The organism is Persicirhabdus sediminis (assembly GCF_016595495.1).
GTDB classification, from domain to species: Bacteria; Verrucomicrobiota; Verrucomicrobiia; order Verrucomicrobiales; family Akkermansiaceae; genus Persicirhabdus; species Persicirhabdus sediminis.
Map to the genome: position 1 here is coordinate 237,740 of NZ_JAENIM010000041.1, position 17,106 is coordinate 254,845.

Annotated in this window: 14 protein-coding genes; 5 read left to right on the forward strand and 9 right to left on the reverse strand. The window is 48.1% G+C overall.

Annotation, left to right across the window (positions count from 1 at the left end; translation table 11 throughout):
• Nucleotides 1-100: 100 nt before the first annotated feature.
• From JIN82_RS17725 to JIN82_RS11760, 7 genes are all read right to left on the reverse strand, one after another.
• Nucleotides 101-715, reverse strand: coding sequence for a hypothetical protein (locus tag JIN82_RS17725; RefSeq protein WP_200311953.1), 615 nt, complete (start codon nucleotides 713-715; stop codon nucleotides 101-103).
• A gap of 177 nt (nucleotides 716-892) precedes the next feature.
• Complete coding sequence (locus JIN82_RS11735) at nucleotides 893-1,858, reverse strand: thioredoxin domain-containing protein (protein WP_200311838.1); 966 nt, start codon at nucleotides 1,856-1,858, stop codon at nucleotides 893-895.
• 193 nt (nucleotides 1,859-2,051) lie between these two features.
• Nucleotides 2,052-2,432, reverse strand: a complete 381-nt coding sequence (locus JIN82_RS11740) for a LysM peptidoglycan-binding domain-containing protein (protein WP_200311839.1) — start codon at nucleotides 2,430-2,432, stop codon at nucleotides 2,052-2,054.
• An 81-nt stretch (nucleotides 2,433-2,513) separates the two neighbouring features.
• Nucleotides 2,514-3,317: a TatD family hydrolase gene (locus tag JIN82_RS11745; protein WP_200311840.1), complete on the reverse strand. Its 804-nt coding sequence runs from the start codon at nucleotides 3,315-3,317 to the stop codon at nucleotides 2,514-2,516.
• 3 nt (nucleotides 3,318-3,320) lie between these two features.
• Complete coding sequence (locus JIN82_RS11750) at nucleotides 3,321-5,162, reverse strand: POT-type proton-dependent oligopeptide transporter (protein ID WP_200311841.1); 1,842 nt, start codon at nucleotides 5,160-5,162, stop codon at nucleotides 3,321-3,323.
• A gap of 7 nt (nucleotides 5,163-5,169) precedes the next feature.
• Nucleotides 5,170-5,823: an HAD family hydrolase gene (locus JIN82_RS11755; RefSeq protein ID WP_200311842.1), complete on the reverse strand. Its 654-nt coding sequence runs from the start codon at nucleotides 5,821-5,823 to the stop codon at nucleotides 5,170-5,172.
• 41 nt (nucleotides 5,824-5,864) lie between these two features.
• On the reverse strand, nucleotides 5,865-6,077 hold the full coding sequence (locus JIN82_RS11760; protein ID WP_200311843.1) for a hypothetical protein: 213 nt from the start codon (nucleotides 6,075-6,077) through the stop codon (nucleotides 5,865-5,867).
• A gap of 92 nt (nucleotides 6,078-6,169) precedes the next feature.
• Between JIN82_RS11760 and JIN82_RS11765 the strand changes: the two genes are divergently transcribed.
• Complete coding sequence (locus tag JIN82_RS11765) at nucleotides 6,170-7,180, forward strand: helix-turn-helix transcriptional regulator (RefSeq protein ID WP_234041963.1); 1,011 nt, start codon at nucleotides 6,170-6,172, stop codon at nucleotides 7,178-7,180.
• A gap of 399 nt (nucleotides 7,181-7,579) precedes the next feature.
• Here the strand turns inward: JIN82_RS11765 and hpt are convergent, their stop codons facing one another.
• Nucleotides 7,580-8,116: a hypoxanthine phosphoribosyltransferase gene (gene hpt / locus JIN82_RS11770; RefSeq protein ID WP_200311845.1), complete on the reverse strand. Its 537-nt coding sequence runs from the start codon at nucleotides 8,114-8,116 to the stop codon at nucleotides 7,580-7,582.
• A 460-nt stretch (nucleotides 8,117-8,576) separates the two neighbouring features.
• Here hpt and JIN82_RS17600 point away from each other — a divergent pair, with 460 nt between their 5' ends.
• Together JIN82_RS17600 and JIN82_RS11780 are read left to right on the forward strand one after the other, a co-directional pair.
• The gene (locus JIN82_RS17600; protein ID WP_325099506.1) at nucleotides 8,577-9,587 is read left to right on the forward strand and encodes a vWA domain-containing protein; all 1,011 of its coding nucleotides are present in this window, start codon (nucleotides 8,577-8,579) and stop codon (nucleotides 9,585-9,587) included.
• A gap of 399 nt (nucleotides 9,588-9,986) precedes the next feature.
• On the forward strand, nucleotides 9,987-11,189 hold the full coding sequence (locus JIN82_RS11780) for a vWA domain-containing protein (RefSeq protein ID WP_200311847.1): 1,203 nt from the start codon (nucleotides 9,987-9,989) through the stop codon (nucleotides 11,187-11,189).
• A 268-nt stretch (nucleotides 11,190-11,457) separates the two neighbouring features.
• Here the strand turns inward: JIN82_RS11780 and JIN82_RS11785 are convergent, their stop codons facing one another.
• The gene (locus JIN82_RS11785; RefSeq protein WP_200311848.1) at nucleotides 11,458-13,323 is read right to left on the reverse strand and encodes a carbon starvation CstA family protein; all 1,866 of its coding nucleotides are present in this window, start codon (nucleotides 13,321-13,323) and stop codon (nucleotides 11,458-11,460) included.
• 316 nt (nucleotides 13,324-13,639) lie between these two features.
• Here JIN82_RS11785 and nusA point away from each other — a divergent pair, with 316 nt between their 5' ends.
• On the forward strand, nucleotides 13,640-14,899 hold the full coding sequence (nusA, locus tag JIN82_RS11790; RefSeq protein WP_200311849.1) for a transcription termination factor NusA: 1,260 nt from the start codon (nucleotides 13,640-13,642) through the stop codon (nucleotides 14,897-14,899).
• A gap of 74 nt (nucleotides 14,900-14,973) precedes the next feature.
• Nucleotides 14,974-17,106 (forward strand): translation initiation factor IF-2, encoded by a 2,133-nt coding sequence (infB, locus tag JIN82_RS11795; RefSeq protein WP_200311850.1) that lies wholly within the window; start codon nucleotides 14,974-14,976, stop codon nucleotides 17,104-17,106.

A 17,106-nucleotide genomic window follows, 5' to 3' on the forward strand; every position in this document is an offset into this window, starting at 1 on the left:
AGCCATCGCCTGAGCTGACGATCATACAATAAAAAACGAGAGAGGTGAGTCCTCTCTCGTTTTTGATGAAATTGTTAGTTCGGCTATTCAACAGGTGTAGTTAGGACTTAGTCTCCGCGTTCTCTTGAACTGGAGCATTTACCTCAGCTACCTTTTTAGTGGCTCTTTTTTTAGCGACTTTCTTTTTGGCGGTCTTCTTACTCACCTTTTTTACAGCCGCTTTCTTAGTCACCTTCTTTGTTGAAGTCTTCTTCGCGGTCTTCTTGGTGACCTTTTTCTTTGCCGCTTTTTTAGCGACCTTCTTTTTAACCACCTTCTTAGCTACCTTTTTCTTGGCAGCTTTTTTAGTGACCTTCTTTTTGACTGCCTTCTTAGCTACCTTTTTCTTGGCAGCTTTTTTAGTGACCTTCTTTTTGACCGCCTTCTTAGCTACCTTTTTCTTAGCAGCTTTTTTAGTGACCTTCTTTTTGACCGCCTTCTTAGCTACCTTTTTCTTAGCCGCTTTTTTTGCGACCTTCTTCGTCACCTTTTTGCTAGAGGTTTTCTTAACCGTCTTTTTAGCCACTTTTTTACTCAGCTTCTTTTTAGCTACTTTCTTGCTAGGTTTCTTTGCAGCAGGTTTTTTTGCTAGCTTTTCAGCGGCCTTGTTGGAGGATTTTTTTGCAGCCTTCCGGCCAGCTTTCTTCTTGAGCGTTGACTTTTTCTTTGCTGCCATAATCTAGTTAGTTAGGTGATCTAGCTTAAATATAGATGCTATAAGTTAGGTATGGGGGAAATGAACATGTGAGTCAAGAGCCTAATTTATAGCTGTCTGGGTATTTGGCAGCAGGCCAAAAATATGATTAGAGGTTAATGGTGTTAGCTTTTGAGGAGATTGCTTTCTATTAGCTTGTTAGTGATTGTGGCCTTGATGAGGCTGGGCATTGGGTCTTTGCAACTCAGGAGCTATGAGTTTGACCGTATTCCAAAAATTAGGATCGCTAGGAGCGCCATTGAAGAGAACTTTGCCTTCGGGTGTTAGTAAGCATACTGTTGGAGTATCTCTTACCCGCAATGTTCCGGAGAGAGAATTGTTCTTGGTATCCTGCAGCCAGAAGTAGGGAAGGTCTTTATTGTGTAATTTGTAGATGTACTGGCCCTCGCCTCTGCCCTCGATCGTGATGTCTATCAGGGTGTGAAGAATCGCGATGTTGTGTTTATTGAGTTCTCTAGCAGTGAGGATAAAATCAGCCATGCTAGCTTCACTTGCTTCACTCCACGGAGACCAGAAATGGATTAGAGCTGCGGATTTACCTTTTAGAGTTTCTTTAAGGGCAATGCCATCATCGACATTGAGTTGCAGAACTCGTTGCTCAAGGTCTAGCGTGAGCTGCTTCATGGCTTCGGCGGTTTTGGTTTTCTCTATGATAGGCGTATAGGCTGAAGCTTGTTGAGGGCTTAACCAAAAGGCTTCGGTGATGTTCTTTTTGAAGCCCTCGATATTGCCTTGTTCTAACTCCGCTAGAGATTTGGTGAATGAGATGATTGCTAACCAGTCATCTTCGAGGCTGAAGATTTCCGAGTCATTAAGGCTGAACGTATCTTTCTTGGCTTCCAGTTCATCTGCCATTGCCGCTAATGCGCGGTGATCTTGTTTGTCGATTAAGAATAGAAATCTGGCTTCAGTTAGAGATTGTTCACTAAATCCAGCTTTGCGCGCTTCGTCGATTGCTTGCTGCAGCGCCGCTTCGCTTCGAGCGCTGAACAATCGCTCAAGAGTTTCTTGGCGGCTGTCGTAGCGAGGAATCTCCTGAGCATTGCTAGGTAGGGCAAATGCGGTGAGTAAGGCGATACTAAGAGATAGTTTGATGCGTTTCATAATAGCGGATACAACTGTAGCTGGGCTGCGGTGGAAATATGCCATTGCTATGAGCAGCCGTCAATCTCGCTAGCACCCCTTATCGGGCTAATGATATATGCTAGCTGGCATTGATGATGAGGCAAAAAAAGCGCCCAGTCGAGGTCGACTTGAGCGCTTTGTTAGTTTGTTTGAAATTTTTCGATTCAGCTACTTATGGAGCAGGAATGCGAAGTGTTTCGCCTACTCTGATAGTTGTTGTTGTAAGGTTGTTAGCTGATTGGATAGCTTCTACTGTTGTGTTGTATTTTCTGGAGAGAGCCCAAAGACTATCACCTGGAACCACTGAGTGAGTGCTTGCGATAGCTGCTGGTTCAGGGCTCGGCGCTGGAGCACTGGTTTGTGGCGCTGAGTCCGCTACACCTGGTAGAGATTGGTAAGGTGCCTGTGAAGCATCGTCAGGAACTCCGTATGGGTTGCCGCCTGCGTCAGCTGCTGGAGCTCCGTACGGGTTATCGTCGTAGTTGTCTGTTGGAGTACAGGAAGTGAAGGCTGCAAAGGCAATAATAGATGGAAAAATTAATAATGATTTCATTTGAATAGAAGATATCACTTTGGATTTGATAAGTAAAATGGATCTTTGGCAAATTTATGCACTAGGGTTTTGTTATATTCATTACGCTAACTTAAAGAACTCTTTAGCACATTTTTCGCTATGTTCTGCAAATGATTCTAATGACTCACCTCGAGCTTTGGCGATGTGTTCAGCTGTATGTTGGGTGTAGCTAGGTTCATTGCGTTTGCCGCGGTGTGGCACTGGCGCTAAGTATGGCGCGTCGGTTTCTACCATGATGGCTCCAGCTGGTGTTTGCACCGCTGCATCTAGCACGTCGGTGGATTTTTTGAAGGTTGCAATCCCTGTGTAGGATAAGACTCCGCCGAGCTCAACGACCGCTTCGCCGCGCTGCCATGGGCCTAGGAAGCAATGGAAGACAGCTCTAACTTTGTGGGCATAGAGCCGATAGATGGCCAGCGCATCTCTGAATGATTGGTCTCCTGATTTGTCACGAGTGTGGATGACGATGTTTAATCCGAGCTCTGCGGCGAGTTCAAAATGTGATGTTAGGAAGTCACGCTGGCGTTGGTGATAGTCGGCTTCTGTCCAGCCATCTGGAGCTGGGTGGAAATAGTCGAGGCCTGTTTCACCAATGGCAACACACTTGGCATGTTGCGCATGGACTTTCAGTTCTGCTAGGTAACTGTCGGGAGTTTCATGAACGTCACACGGGTGAATGCCGAGGCAGCAGTAGATAGAATCGTATTGTTCAGCCAGCTGGAGGTTAGATGGAAAATCTTCTAAGCTGGTAGCTAGGGTGATCATACGGTGGACGCCGGCTTCTTGGGCGCGATCTATCAGCTGGGGGATTTCGTCAGCTGGAAATTTATGAGATGCTAGATGGCAGTGAGTATCGGTGATCATATCCTATTTTTGGAGAATCGTCTTTTCTGGGTAGAGTCTAGCTACGGGTACGTAAAGAATGGCTGTAGCTAGCATGATGCCTGTGAAAAACCAAAAGTAGTCGGCTCCTTCAAGCTTATCTTGGCCACCGGCATAAAAGTTCAAATGTTTACCGCCCAGTTGTTCGGGCGCAATGTAGTTGAGCTCAAGGCTGCGTCTCTCCAGCCAGCTAGGTTTATTTTCACTTAGAGTGTCATCAGTGGTTGTGAAATCGACGCTTTCTATGAGGCCGACGTCCCACTGAGTGGTCGGCAATTTATCAGGTCCATTAGATTGTATTCTGTAGGTGAGCTTGTTGAGGCGTTGGTAACTAATTGGCTCAGACCATGAATCTAGCATTCCAGCTATGAGTTCATTGCCTTGCTCGGTGGTTGGCAGTGATTGATTGTCCTGGCTCCAGTCGCTAATGATTGTGTTAGCTAGGGTGAGTTGTTGCTGTGATGGTACTTCTAGCTGGCTGATTTGATCATCATTGAAATGTACGATGATGTCGTCAGCGGTATTCAATTTTTGGTCAAAACCAGCATAGCTGATAGAATCAGTAGGTGTTGGCAATTTTCGGAAATCGTCGAGCGCAGAAGCAATTGGGCTAGGGGTTTGGATGAACCTATTGACTTGAGCGGTGATAAAGTTGCCCATGGCCACACTGAGGAAAAACAATGCCATGATGATAGACTTCATTGCCTTGGGTGCTTGGGTGTAGGCGAACTCAATACATACAACCGAAACCATCACTTCTGAAGCGGTGAGCAATAGATAGGCAAATAGCTGCCAGAGAATTGTTGGGCTTTTACCGGAGTCGATAGCAGCCTGCACGAGAGCTACGGTTGAAAAGGCGGCGACCATTAAGAAGAGCCCTGCGCCGATTTTTCTGAGTGGCGTTAGAGGGATGATTTTATTGACTGTTGGATAGATGAAGAAGGTGAACAACGGGATGAGGAGCAGAATGAGAAACGGGTTCGCTGCTTGAATCTGCGAGGGGAGAATTTCAATGCCAAAGAGCTGCCTATCCATATCGACAGCTTGAAAAACCATAGACGAGCCGGTTTGCTCAAACAGCGCCCAGAAGAAGGGGATGAAAAGAAAGATGATGCAGGGTTTTAAGGCTGATAGAAATTCTAGCGGAGATTTCATTTCGCGCAGAAAGCCTAGGCCGGCTGCTGGCACGTGGATGAATTTGTTGCGGCCAAACCAGAATGCTAGAGTAGCCAGCGCCATGAGCACGCCGGGGATGCCAAATGCCCAGTGAGGGCCATACCATTTTAGAATCCATGGAATGCAGAGGTTGGAAATGACTGCACCAAAGTTGATAGAAAGGTAGAAATAGTTATAGGCAATGCTGAGCCTGTGTTGGTTATTTTTCCCAAACTGGTCACCAAGGTGAGCTGAGACGCAGGGTTTGATGCCACCCGAACCTATGGCAATTAGTCCTAATCCAGCCAATAGCCAGAGCGCTGGTGGCCCACTAATACCCACCATTGCTAGAGCTGCGTGGCCAAAGCAATAAACCACTGAGAGCACAATGATGGTTTTGTATTTTCCCCAGCAAACATCTGAGATGATAGCACCTAATAATGGTGTGAGGTACACACACATGACAAAGTAGTGGACGTATTCGTTAGCCTTGCTGTTGGAGACGGGCATGTCCACCTGTGGCCCCATGAGGTGGAGGTATTGGGTGATGAAAATCGCCAAGGCGGCTTTCATGCCATAGAAGCTAAAGCGCTCGGCAGCTTCGTTGAAGATGATGTAGGGCAGACCGGATGGGTAGTCCGAGCTGTTGGATGGTTGGGTGCGGTAGCTCATAGGGAATTTATAGTCCCAGATACTGAGCTAGCTGGGCCACTGAATCAACGAGATTATCTGGTTGTTCATCGATAAGGCGCTGACGGTCATGGTATCCCCAGGTTACAGCTAGATTTGCCATGCCGGCATTTTTAGCCGTTTGGATATCGATGGTAGAATCGCCGATGAACAAGCATTCCGCTGGATCGATGTCTAGCTGGTCTGCCACTAACTGGGCAAGTTCAGCTGAAGGTTTGATTGCTAAGTGCTCTAGAGCTCCAGTGTAGGCGGCAAATGTACCAGCTGGAAAAAGCGTCTCAATGATAGCTGAAGTAAAGGCGTGAGGTTTGTTGGAGACGACGGCGAGTTGCAGATCAGTTGCTTGAAGTTTTTTTAGTAATTCAGCAATGCCCGCATACATCGGGCTGCCATCTTGCCAACATGAGGCGTAGTGAGTTTGGAAAGCGGTGACGCCAGCTGTAGTTAGGTCGACTGGAGCACGGTGGGCAATGAGAGCTCTCTCAACTAACATTCTAGCTCCGTCGCCAATGAACGATCTCACCGAAGTGTCTGAATGAGCTGGCAGGCCAAGGTCTGCTAGAGCGAGATTGAGCGCTTTGCCAATGCCTGGCAGCGAGTCGATGAGAGTTCCGTCGAGATCAAATAAGAGAGCCGTGTTCACGCCCATGTAGTGACTGGGAACATGCTTTTCGCCAAGTGGAATTATTTCAGCCAATAGCAAATCATGATGGTAGCGGCGCTGAAGAAACATGTGGTGATGAGGAAGACCGGGATCATGAAGTCGGCCTTAGTTGGGTCACTGAAGGGCGCTAGCCACGCTGGAATTTCTTTTGCTAGCCAGCTGACTTTGTTTGCCTTAAGCTCTCTTCGCGTTGCTTGGATGTATTCTATCTCGTGTTTAATATAGCTGTTCACGTGAACTACTATACCGCTTAGGGTGGGACAAATTTGGGGGGAGGGCTAAATTTGTTATTTTTTTTCAATATTTTTCAGCTTAACTGATGGTAATGAGCGATGAACGTAGGAAATCTGGTGGGCGACAAACGATGGCACGGGTGTATTATATTCATGAAGCTGTTCGCTCAGGAGGCTATCCCAATTGTTCACAAATCGCTGAGCATTTTGCAGTGTCGCGTAAGACGATTCAACGGGATGTCGACTTCATGCGCGATGAGTTGAGGTTGCCGCTAGAATATGAATCTAGCCAGCACGGTTACTATTATGGATCGCCGGTTGATGACTTTCCGATCTTTGATTTTACCTCATCAGATCTAGCGGCTCTGTTTTTGACCAAGCAGGCACTGAGTCAAGTTAGGGGAACGTCATTGGCCAAATCATTAGGTGAATCGATGAACAAGTTGAGCCAGGTGCTAGACGGCAAGGTCTCCCTATCTTGGTCTGAGCTGGATGAGGCATTTTCTGTCAAACAGAGTGGTGTGGTGGATGCCGACCTCAAACTGTTTGGCATGATTGCTGAGGCGGTTTTGCAGCAGCGCGAGATTAGATTTAGCTACCGAAAAATGGGAGCCAAACAATTAGAGAAGCGCCAGCTTCACCCCTATCATGTGGGCGAGATTGAAGGTGGCTGGTATGTGATTGGTTATGATCCGATGCGTGAGGGGATACGTACTTTTGCCCTTCAGCGTATGGTTGGCGCTCGGGCATTGAAGAAATCCTTTGAGCGACCTGCTGATTTTCATATTGGTGAATACCTGAGCGGCAGCTTGGGAATTTGGTCGACTCAAAATCAACAACCTCAGTTAGGCGCAGAGGAAGTTGTCATCCACTGCCGCGATTGGGTGGCTAGAGTGGTGCAAGAACGCCGCTGGCATCCGACGCAAAAAACAAAAGTGCTAGATGATCATGGAGATTTGGTGGAGCTGCGAATGCGTCTGGATTCGCTGCAAGATGTGATGCGCTTAGTTTTGAGCTGGGGGAGAAATGCGAAGGTGAAGGCGCCGAGAAAGCTGCAGATGATGGTGACGCGTGAGCTGAAGGCGATGCAGCAAAAATGGTAGTTAGTTTGGCAGGTCTGTCTTCTAGCTGGGAGTCATTTTGCTAGAAATCTTGGGCAATGAAGTTGACTTAACTATCTCATTGGTGGTCAATAAGTAGTGAATTGTTGGTTTTGTTGTCCGACTACTCGGATGTGTAGAAAAAAATATTTATGTTAGTCATTTACCCTCAAAGCCGCATGGTTGTTGAGTTGAAATTGTTTGCATAAAGTGAAATGACTAAACCGAGAAAATTAAACGGTTGTTTTTCCTTGTCCATAACACTTTCTGATGCTAATTTCATTTCAGTGTTAGTGTGTGATAATAAAGACACCCCTTCTAGCTGGTAGGCCTGAGGGGGTGTTTTATTTTTGTCCTGAAATTGATATAATTTTCGCGCTATCGTTAGCCAATCATTAGACCTTAGTCTTGGTAAACACTTTGCTTGAGCACGCCAATAAACGGCAGATTTCTGTAGCGGCCGTTGTAGTCTAACCCGTAGCCAACAACAAATTCATTAGCGATATCAAATCCGCTGTAGTTAGCCTCTTTAAAATCTTCACGCGGGATGTCCTTGGTGAGCAGGACACAAGTTTTAATCATCGAGGCGCCATTGTCGGATAACTTCTCGGCGACAGCTTCGAGTGTTCTGCCTGTGTCTAGAATGTCGTCGATGATGAGCACATTCTTGTTGGCGACATCGGGTAATTTTTTATCCAGGAAGGAAACGATGCCGGTGCTGGAGGTTCCTTTATAGCTAGCTACATTGAGGCATTCAATTTCTAGATGAATTGGCAGCCGGCGCAGTAGGTCTGCGGTGAAAACCATGGCGCCCTTTAATAAGACGATGGCGACGAGTGGTTTTCCTTCAAAGTCGGCGCGGATCTTTTCTGCTATATGATCTAATCTCTTGAGGATGATATCTTCGTCAATGAGAACGCGGTCGATGTCTTTGTGCATGGGCATTCCTCAGAATATCATGATTTGCTGAATCATCAATTCGCGAAAGTGAGCGTGCTAGCTGGTTTCTTATCGGTGAGAAATGGGCAAATAATTCACTGGCTGACAGGTGATTTAGCTCTAGCTAGATTTTTTTTAATGGCGAAGTTTGTTTATGGAATACGTTGATAGTGAGTGGGCACAATGCTTTTAGTGTTAATGTTGGCCTGTTTTATGCAAAAATTTATCTTAAAGGTACTGTAAATTAGCGATTTATAGTCGATTGGTCCTAATGGAATGATACGCTTGTATGTTAAATATAAGAGAACACACAAATTAAGAAATTATGGCCTTACATGCAAATCTTACACCTGAAGCCCAGCAAGCTTTATTAAAGCAGCGGCGCAATACAGCGATCAGTAGTACTTTGATTGCTGTTTTGACGATCGTTTTAGCCTCCGTTGTCCTAGCTATCTTTTTTGTGGCGAACATAGAAAAGGATAACGTGCAGATTGTATCCTACCAGGGACGCCCTGAGGCCCCTATTGACCAGATGCAAAAGCGCAAGGTTACTAGGCAGGTTGAGCGCACACCGAGTTCACCATCATCCAGCATGGCGCGAGTGATTGCGGCGAATACGGTATCTAATGTGGCAGTACCTGTGCCCGAGCAGGTCAGTTTGGAAATCTCGGAGGATTTTGGTGACGGCAATGACTTTGGCGACGGCTGGGGTGATGGCGGTGGCATCGGTGGCGGTGGTGGACCAACATTCTTTGGTCAAAAGGTGAGCGGTGGCAATATTGTGTTTGTCATTGATTACTCAAAATCAATGGGCGGTCGCCGCGAAGAGCTGATGCGTAAGGAGCTGTCAAAATCTATTGGCGAGCTGGCTCCAGAAACTAATTACCAGCTGATCTTTTTTGCCGGGCCAGCATGGGTAGCTGGTGATGAAGTTATTGGCAAATGCTCTGGCACCTCAAAAGGCTGTGAGGTGAAACATGAGCGCAAGACCTATGAATATACCAACTCAGGTGGCTTTCACGGTTGGGAATTCAAGGACAAGATTATCAAACCGGACTGGATTAAAGTCAGTGACCGCAATCTGAAGAAGAGCATCGAAATCGTCAATACACAGAAGCTTGTTACAGGCACGGTATGGAAGCTGCCGCTACATCTTGCGATTGAGGAAATGGATCCTAAGCCAGATACCGTTATTTTCATGACTGATGGTGTGGCTGGGCATGATTCTTTAGAAGTAGCTGAGGAGTTTGCTGACATTGCGCGGAAGAAAAAGATCACAGTAAATGCCATCGCATTGATGGAACCAAAAGCTTACGAGGCGATGAAGGCTCTAGCTGAGGGAACTGGCGGAACCTTTGCTCTAATTAATTCTGAAGGAGAGAAAGAAGAGCTCAACGACCGTGATATCCGCAAGAAAGAGAAAGAGAAGAAAAAGGAGAAAGAAAAGAACAAAGACAAAGATGATGAATAGCTAGAATGCTGGCCACGGTCTGGCTAGCAGTTCAGTAAGGTCTTAATTTACAATCAATGGCTCGCTCCCACCAGTTTGGGGTGAGGCCATTGATTTTTTTTGTGCATTCAGCTCGGGCTTGAACTCTGTGGCAGCGAGATTGTGGTAGCTTATAGAGTTTTAACAGTGGGCAGGGTGTTGCGCTGGTGAATTTGCTTCAAAGTCCATGTATAGCCAGCTGACAACTGTGGGGATAACAGCGGCGCGGTTAAATTAATGGGTTTAATGTTAAATTGCTACGGCCAAATAGTCGGTTTTGTAGCCCTTTGGTGGGGAATTTGTGGCTAGAGGTCTAAATGGGCTAATAAAACCGTATCTATAGGTGTTAATAGGGCGAAACCTTACAATTAGAAAAACACTATGGCACTTCACGCAACACTTACACCCGAAGCTAAGCAGGCTTTAGAAAAACAGCGTCGCAATACAGCGATCAGTAGTACTCTCATCGCTATTCTCGCGGTGGTTTTGGCAGCCGTTCTGTTGGCGATCTTCTTTGTCGCTAATATTGAAAAAGAAAATGTGCAGATTGTTTCTTATCAAGGCAGCCCTGATGCGGCGCAAGAAACGACACAAAAGCGCAAGATTAACCGTCAAGTTGAGCGTACCCCGAGTTCACCTTCCTCAAATATGTCACGCGTGATTGCGGCGAATACAGTATCTAACGTAGCTGTTCCAGTGCCTGATCAAGTAAGCTTGGAGATTGCCGAGGACTTTGGTGACGGCAACGACTTCGGTGACGGCTGGGGCGAAGGTGGCGGATTTGGCGGCGGTGGCGGCCCAACTTTCTTTGGTCAAAAAGTGAGCGGTGGCAACATTGTGTTTGTGATCGATTACTCAAAATCAATGAGCGGTCGTCGTGAAGAGCTGATGCGCAAAGAACTTTCCAAGTCTGTGGGTGAGCTTCCTCCTGAGACAAACTACCAGCTGATCTTCTTCGCTGGCCCAGCTTGGGTTGCTGGTGACGAGGTGATTGGTAGTACATCCGGCAGCTCAAAAGGATGCGAAGTGAAACACGGAACTCGCAAATATGATTACGTTAACTCAGGTGGCTTTAACGGCTGGGATTTCGAAGATTATGATAAGATCATTAAACCTGAGTGGATTAAAGTGAGTGATCGTAATTTGAAGAATAGTATCAAAATTATCAACGAGCAAAAGCTCGTGCTTGGTACTGTATGGAAAATTCCACTTCATATGGCCATCGAAGGAATGGATCCTAAGCCGGAGACCATTATTTTCATGACTGATGGTTCTGCTGGTAATGATTCCGTAGAAGTTGCTACGGAGTATGCTAAACGTGCTAAGAAAAATAACATCACCATCAATGCCATCGCCCTGATGGAGCCAAAGGCATACGAGGGCATGAAAGCTCTGGCTGAAGGAACTGGCGGTACATTTGCCTTGATCAACGAGCAGGGTGAAAAAGAAGAGCTTAAAGATCGCGATATGCGCAAGAGCCAGAAAGAAAAAGCCAAGAATAAGGGCAAAGACAAAGATAAGGACAAAGATAAGGAAGAGACCAAAGACAAGGAAGAGACCAAAGACAAGGAAGAGACCAAATAGACCTTCTCTGATACTTAGCTTATAGCGGCAGGCGATTGCCAATGCTCGCTAGCTATCGGTCCTTCTTAGACCTGATGAATTTATAAAATGGCTGCCACCTTTGATGAGGTGAGCAGCCATTTTTTTGTGATGCGATGAATTTCACGGTCGCCAGCTGGAGAGGGAGTCAGCCGAGCGGCTGGTTAACTTGCAGCGCTGGCGGTTTCTCTGATACCAGAATAGGGGACCAGCTGGGGTGAGTTTGGTCAGCTTGAGCGAATGAGAGCGATTAACTTTGCTCTACCGTTTGTGGAGTGATGGGATCAGCTGCACGCTGAGATTTCCAGCCAAGTACGGCTTCGGCGATCATCCACAGCTCGAGGGCGATGGCAGATAGGCCAATAGAAACGAGCAGCCATTGTTGTTTGTCGATCCAGCTCTGGTTTGAGCCAATGGCGGCGACAAAGATTTGGTAGCCCATTGCCCAGATAGGTAAAATCAGCATGAAAATGGCGGGTGGAACGACAAACCAGATCGGCATCTTCTGCTGGCGCATCCAGAATAGGATCACCAAAAAGGCTAAGCCACCGAGCAGCTGGTTGGTGGCGCCAAAAAGTGGCCAAAGAATGAGCCCGCCGGTGCCAGCTGGTTTTCCCGGAGCAGCGGGTAGCGAGGCCATCCACCAGGCGATGGCGATGGCAAAAAGCGTGGCGCCATGTTTGTGGCACAGCCAGCTGATGGGATTGGCGGTGATTTTGATGCCGGTATGTGGCGCTGTAGTTGGCTGGTGGCGTACCATGGTGGCTGCAATTTCCTGGATCACATAGCGCTGGAGTCGGCAGGCACTATCCAGTGTGGTGGCAGCAAATGAGGCGACAAACACGCCCATCAAAGTAGTGGCAAATGTGGCGCTGATGCCGAGCGCTTTGAGAAAGTTGGCGGATCCATCAACAAAGGCGGAAACTTTGGCCGCCAGCCCTTGCGTGCTTCCCCAGTCGGCGTAGCGCGTCTGCCATGCCTCAGCTCCCAATAAGGTGCCTCCTTGGCTGGAAACTCCGAGCCCAAGGCCAGCGACACAGGCGAGGATGACTAAAACCGCGAGGAATCCTTCGGTGAGCATGGAGCCAAACCCCACCATCTTGGCGTCAGTTTCGCAGCGCAGTTGCTTGGATGAGGTGCCTGAGGAGACTAAACAATGGAAACCAGAGACCGCTCCGCAGGCGATGGTGACAAAGAGAAATGGGAAGATCAGTGGCAGGTTTTTGGCGGTGAAGTTGCTCTCCACTGCAGGAGCGGCAATTTCCAGCGGCGGGCGGATGCCGGACACTGGCGCGCCACCAAAAAATCCAGCTACCACGAGGCCGACGAGTAGTAGCGCCAATGCGCTGAGCAGTTGCAGTGAATTAATGTAATCGCGTGGCTGCAGCAATGTCCACACGGGCAAGACCGAGGCGACGTAGGAATAAACCAGTAGGGCTGAGACCCAAGTCATGATGCTCTGGCTAGCCAGTGTGGTATTAAATTGATGCAAAAATGGGGTATCGGCAAAGGTAACGGACAAGTACATCAGCCCCAGCGCGATTAATGAAGGGATGAGAATTTTCCCGCCCTTGCGGTGGATGAGTAGGCCAATCACGGCGGCTAGAGGAATTTGGATCAGGCATGGAGTGACCGCTTGTGGGTATTGCTTGAAAACGGCGGCGATGACGAGGCCAAAGATGGCGAGTACAATCGTCAGCGCGAGCGCGAGAATGAGCAAAAATAACATGCGCACACGCGGCGTGATCACGCGTCCGGCGATGTCGCCGACTGTTTGTCCGCGGTTGCGCATCGAGATGATCAGTGAGCCAAAGTCGTGCAAGGCGCCAATGAAGATAGAACCAAACAGCACCCAAAGCAGCGCAGGCAACCATCCCCACATCACCGCAAGCGCCGGACCAACGATGGGGCCAGTGCCTGCAATTGAGGTAAAGTGGTGACCAAAGACAATATTCTTGTGAGTGGGCACATAATCGCTGCCATCTTCCAGCTCAATGGAAGGAACACGGGCCTTGCTATCGAGGCGAAAAACTTTCTCACCCAGCCATTTTCCATAGGTATGGTAGGCCACAAAATAGAGGATAAATGAGCCAAGTGCGATGGCGAGCGTGATCATGACTATGGCATAGCCTGAGGATCATTACTGGGACAAGTGTTTAATTTTTGTAAAGTCGCTGTGCTAGCTGCCGATCTACGGCTGATGAATTTGCTCGGAAATAGCCTGCTAGCTAGCTAATTTGCCTGCATTTGTAGTTTTTTGATATTGAGCGTAAATTTGCTATCTAGTGCCATTTTCCTAGCGTAGATTGTGCTTGCTAATAGGCAATAAGTACATTAAGGCCTCTTGCACAACTCTTCGACACTGCGTGGGGTGGGTTCTAAAGACCCACTCTTTTGTGTCTAAGGATCGAACAATTTAACAACGCCAGCACATGACAAACGATATCGTAGCCCTGATCGATTATTACGAAAGAGAGAAAGGAATTGACCGTGAGAAGGTTGTGGCCTCTCTCCAGTACGCCTTTATCTCGGCTTATCGCAAAATGGTGCCAGGAGCGGATGCCATTGAAACCCTACGCGCAGAAGTAAACCCAAAGAAGGGCATTACTAATGTATACGCAACTTTGGAAGTGGTAGAGGACGAAGAACTTACTGATAAGTACAACCAAGTGCCTCTCAGCCTCGCTCAGAAGAAGACTCCTGAAATCACTCCGGGTGAAACGATCGAGTTCAATGTGACTCCAGCCAACTTTGGCCGCATTGCTACGCAAACAGCGAAGCAAACCATGATGCAGCGTCTGCGTATGGCGGAGAAAGAAATGCTCTACGAAGAGTTCAAGGACCGCGCTGGTGACATCGTCAGCGGTACCGTTCGTCGTTTTGAAAAGAGTGACGTGCTGGTTGATCTCGGCAAATTTGAAGGCCGCATGCCATCACGTGAGCGCGTGGTGACTGAAGATTACAATATCGGCGACCAGATTCGTGTTTACGTTGTCGCTGTAGAAAATGACCAACGTGGACCAGAAATTATCCTTTCTCGTAGCCATCCAAACTTCGTGCGTCGTCTCTTCGAATCAGAAGTGACTGAAATCGCCGACGGTACTGTGCAACTGCGCGGCATCGCTCGTGAAGCTGGCTACCGTACTAAAGTAGCTGTTGATTCTCAGGACGAAAATGTCGACCCTGTAGGAGCCTGTGTTGGCCTCCGCGGTGCTCGTGTGAAAAACATCGTTCGCGAACTCAATAACGAAAAAGTCGACATCATCCCATGGGATGACGATCCTAAGGAATTCATCGTTGAAGCACTTAAGCCTGCTACTTTGAATACCATTAAACTTGATGAAGAGAACAAAGTCGTTCATGTCAGCGTCGATGAGTCCGAGCTTAGCAAAGCAATCGGTCGCCGCGGACAAAACGCACGCCTAAGCGCCAAGCTTCTCGGCTGGGAAGTCAAAGTAAGCAAAGACGATACTGAGCACGAACAATTCGAAGCAAAAGTATCTGACGCTGCAGGTGGACTGGCTGATACTCTGGGTCTCGACCCTGAGCAGGCTGATAAACTTTTCAGAGCTGGTGGCATGACCATCGAGCTCGTCCAACAAATGCCAGCAGACTACATTGCTGCGGCATTAGGGGTATCTGAAGAAGACGCGCAAAGCGTTCTGGACAAGGCAAATCAAGCATCTGCCTAAACCAAAATTCTCATTCTAGATCCCGAAGCAAAATCCCCAAAATCATAACTACTTAATTATTAAGCTGAATACAGATGGCCGACAATAGCGATAGCAACGAAAAAAAGAAAAAGGTCCTCGATCTGCTCTCAGACGAAGCACCGAAGAAAAAACTGTCGCGTCGCGAACGCCAGCGTGAAGAAGCTGAAGCGGTCAAGTCACTCGATGACCAAAAGCGCGAAGCTTTGGACATTTTTGAGGAAGACGGCAAGAAGAAAAACTCTGGTATTCGCAAGACCGTACGTTCTGGCAAGAACGTCGTGCAGAAGATTTCTCGTGGCAATGAAGGCACTGATGGTGCCGACATCGACATGCAAGCCAAAGATGGATCCCCATCAGCAAGCGTCTCTGCCGCTGAAGCCGCTAAAGAAGCAGCTGTGGCTGAAGGCAAACTCATTAGCTTGAAACCACCAATCGTCGTCAGCACACTGGCTGAGATGATGGACCTCAAGCCATTCCAGCTGATGGCTGACCTCATCAAATTGGAAGTATTTGTCGCGCCACATCAAGCCATCGAGCCTGAAATCGCCGAGAAACTTTGCCAACAGCACGGTTTCCAGTTTGAGCGCGAAAAACGCGAAAAAGGTGGTGGTGTTCACAATCCTAAGAAAAAAGTCAAAGAGCCAAAAGCTAAGCACAAAGAGCCAGCTGACAAGCTTGAGCTGCGTGCACCAATCGTGACCATCATGGGCCACGTTGATCACGGCAAAACAACTCTTCTCGACTGCGTTCGTAATGCTCGTGTAGCTGCAAGTGAAGCTGGTGGAATTACCCAGCACATCGGCGCCTACCGCGTTGAGCACAACGGCCGCCCAATTACTTTCATCGATACTCCAGGTCACGCCATCTTCACAGACATGCGTGCTCGCGGAGCTGATGTCACAGACATCGTGGTTATCGTCGTTGCCGCCAATGACGGCCTGATGCCACAAACCAAAGAAGCCATCGAGCACGCTCGTAAGGCTGGTAAAACCATGATCGTTGCTGTCAATAAGTGCGACGTTGAAGGTGCTGATCCAGTTCGCGTTCGTACCCAGCTGATGGAATTCGGTGTCAACCCAGTTGACTTTGGTGGTGATGTTGAATGTTGTGACGTTTCCGCTCTCACTGGTGACGGTATGGACGACCTGCTTGAGCTCATCGCTCTGCAAGCTGAAGTTCTCGAACTCAAAGCCAATCCAAATGCCAATGCGCGCGCTCACATCATTGAAGCTCGTGTACAGGCTGGTAAAGGTGCTACCGCTTCCGTCATCGTTGAAGCAGGTACTCTGAAAGCCGGCATGCCATTCATCTGTGGCCCATACTCTGGTAAGGTGAAATCCATGCTCGACGAATGGGGCAAGCCGCTCAAAGTTGCTGGCCCAGCCACACCTGTTGAAGTTATCGGATTCTGCGAACTGCCAAACGTTGGTGACGAAATGGTGGAAATGAAAAATGAACGCGCCGCTAAGAAGCTCTCTGAAGAGCGTCAGCTGGAGCTTCGTCAATCACGCCTCGCTCGTCCTAAGCGTAGCCGCATGGAAGACATGCTCAGCTTCGTAAGTGAAGGTGACGCGGTACCATGTCTCAACATCGTTCTTAAGACTGACGTGCAAGGATCTGTGCAAGCGATCCAGCAGGCGATTGGTCAAATCGAATCAAACAAAGTAGACGCTAAGTTCATCCACGCTGCGGCGGGGGCGATCACTGAGTCTGACATCCAACGCGCTAGCTCATCTGACGGTGTAGTCATCGGTTTCAATACGAAAGTAGAAGCCAATGCCGTACGCGCTGCCAAATCAGAAGGTGTACAGATCAAGCTGTTCTCAGTCATCTACGAACTCATCGACACCGTTCGCGAATCTCTGCTCGGTCTGCTCGAGCCAGAAACTCGTGAAGCGATCATGGGGCACGCTGAAGTTAAGCAAGTATTCAAAGTACGTCGCGGACGTGCAGCTGGTTGCATAATCACAGATGGTAAGGTGAACCGCAAAGCCCACGCTCGTGTGCTGCGTAAGGGAACACCAGTGTTTGATGGTAAGATGTCTACACTTCGCCGTCACCTCGACGAAGTTGAAGAAGTTAAGGTTGGTATCGAATGTGGTATCCGTCTTGGTGACTTTGACGAGTACGAAGAAGGCGATGTGATCGAGTGTTACAACTTGGAAAAAGTTGACCAAACTCTCTAA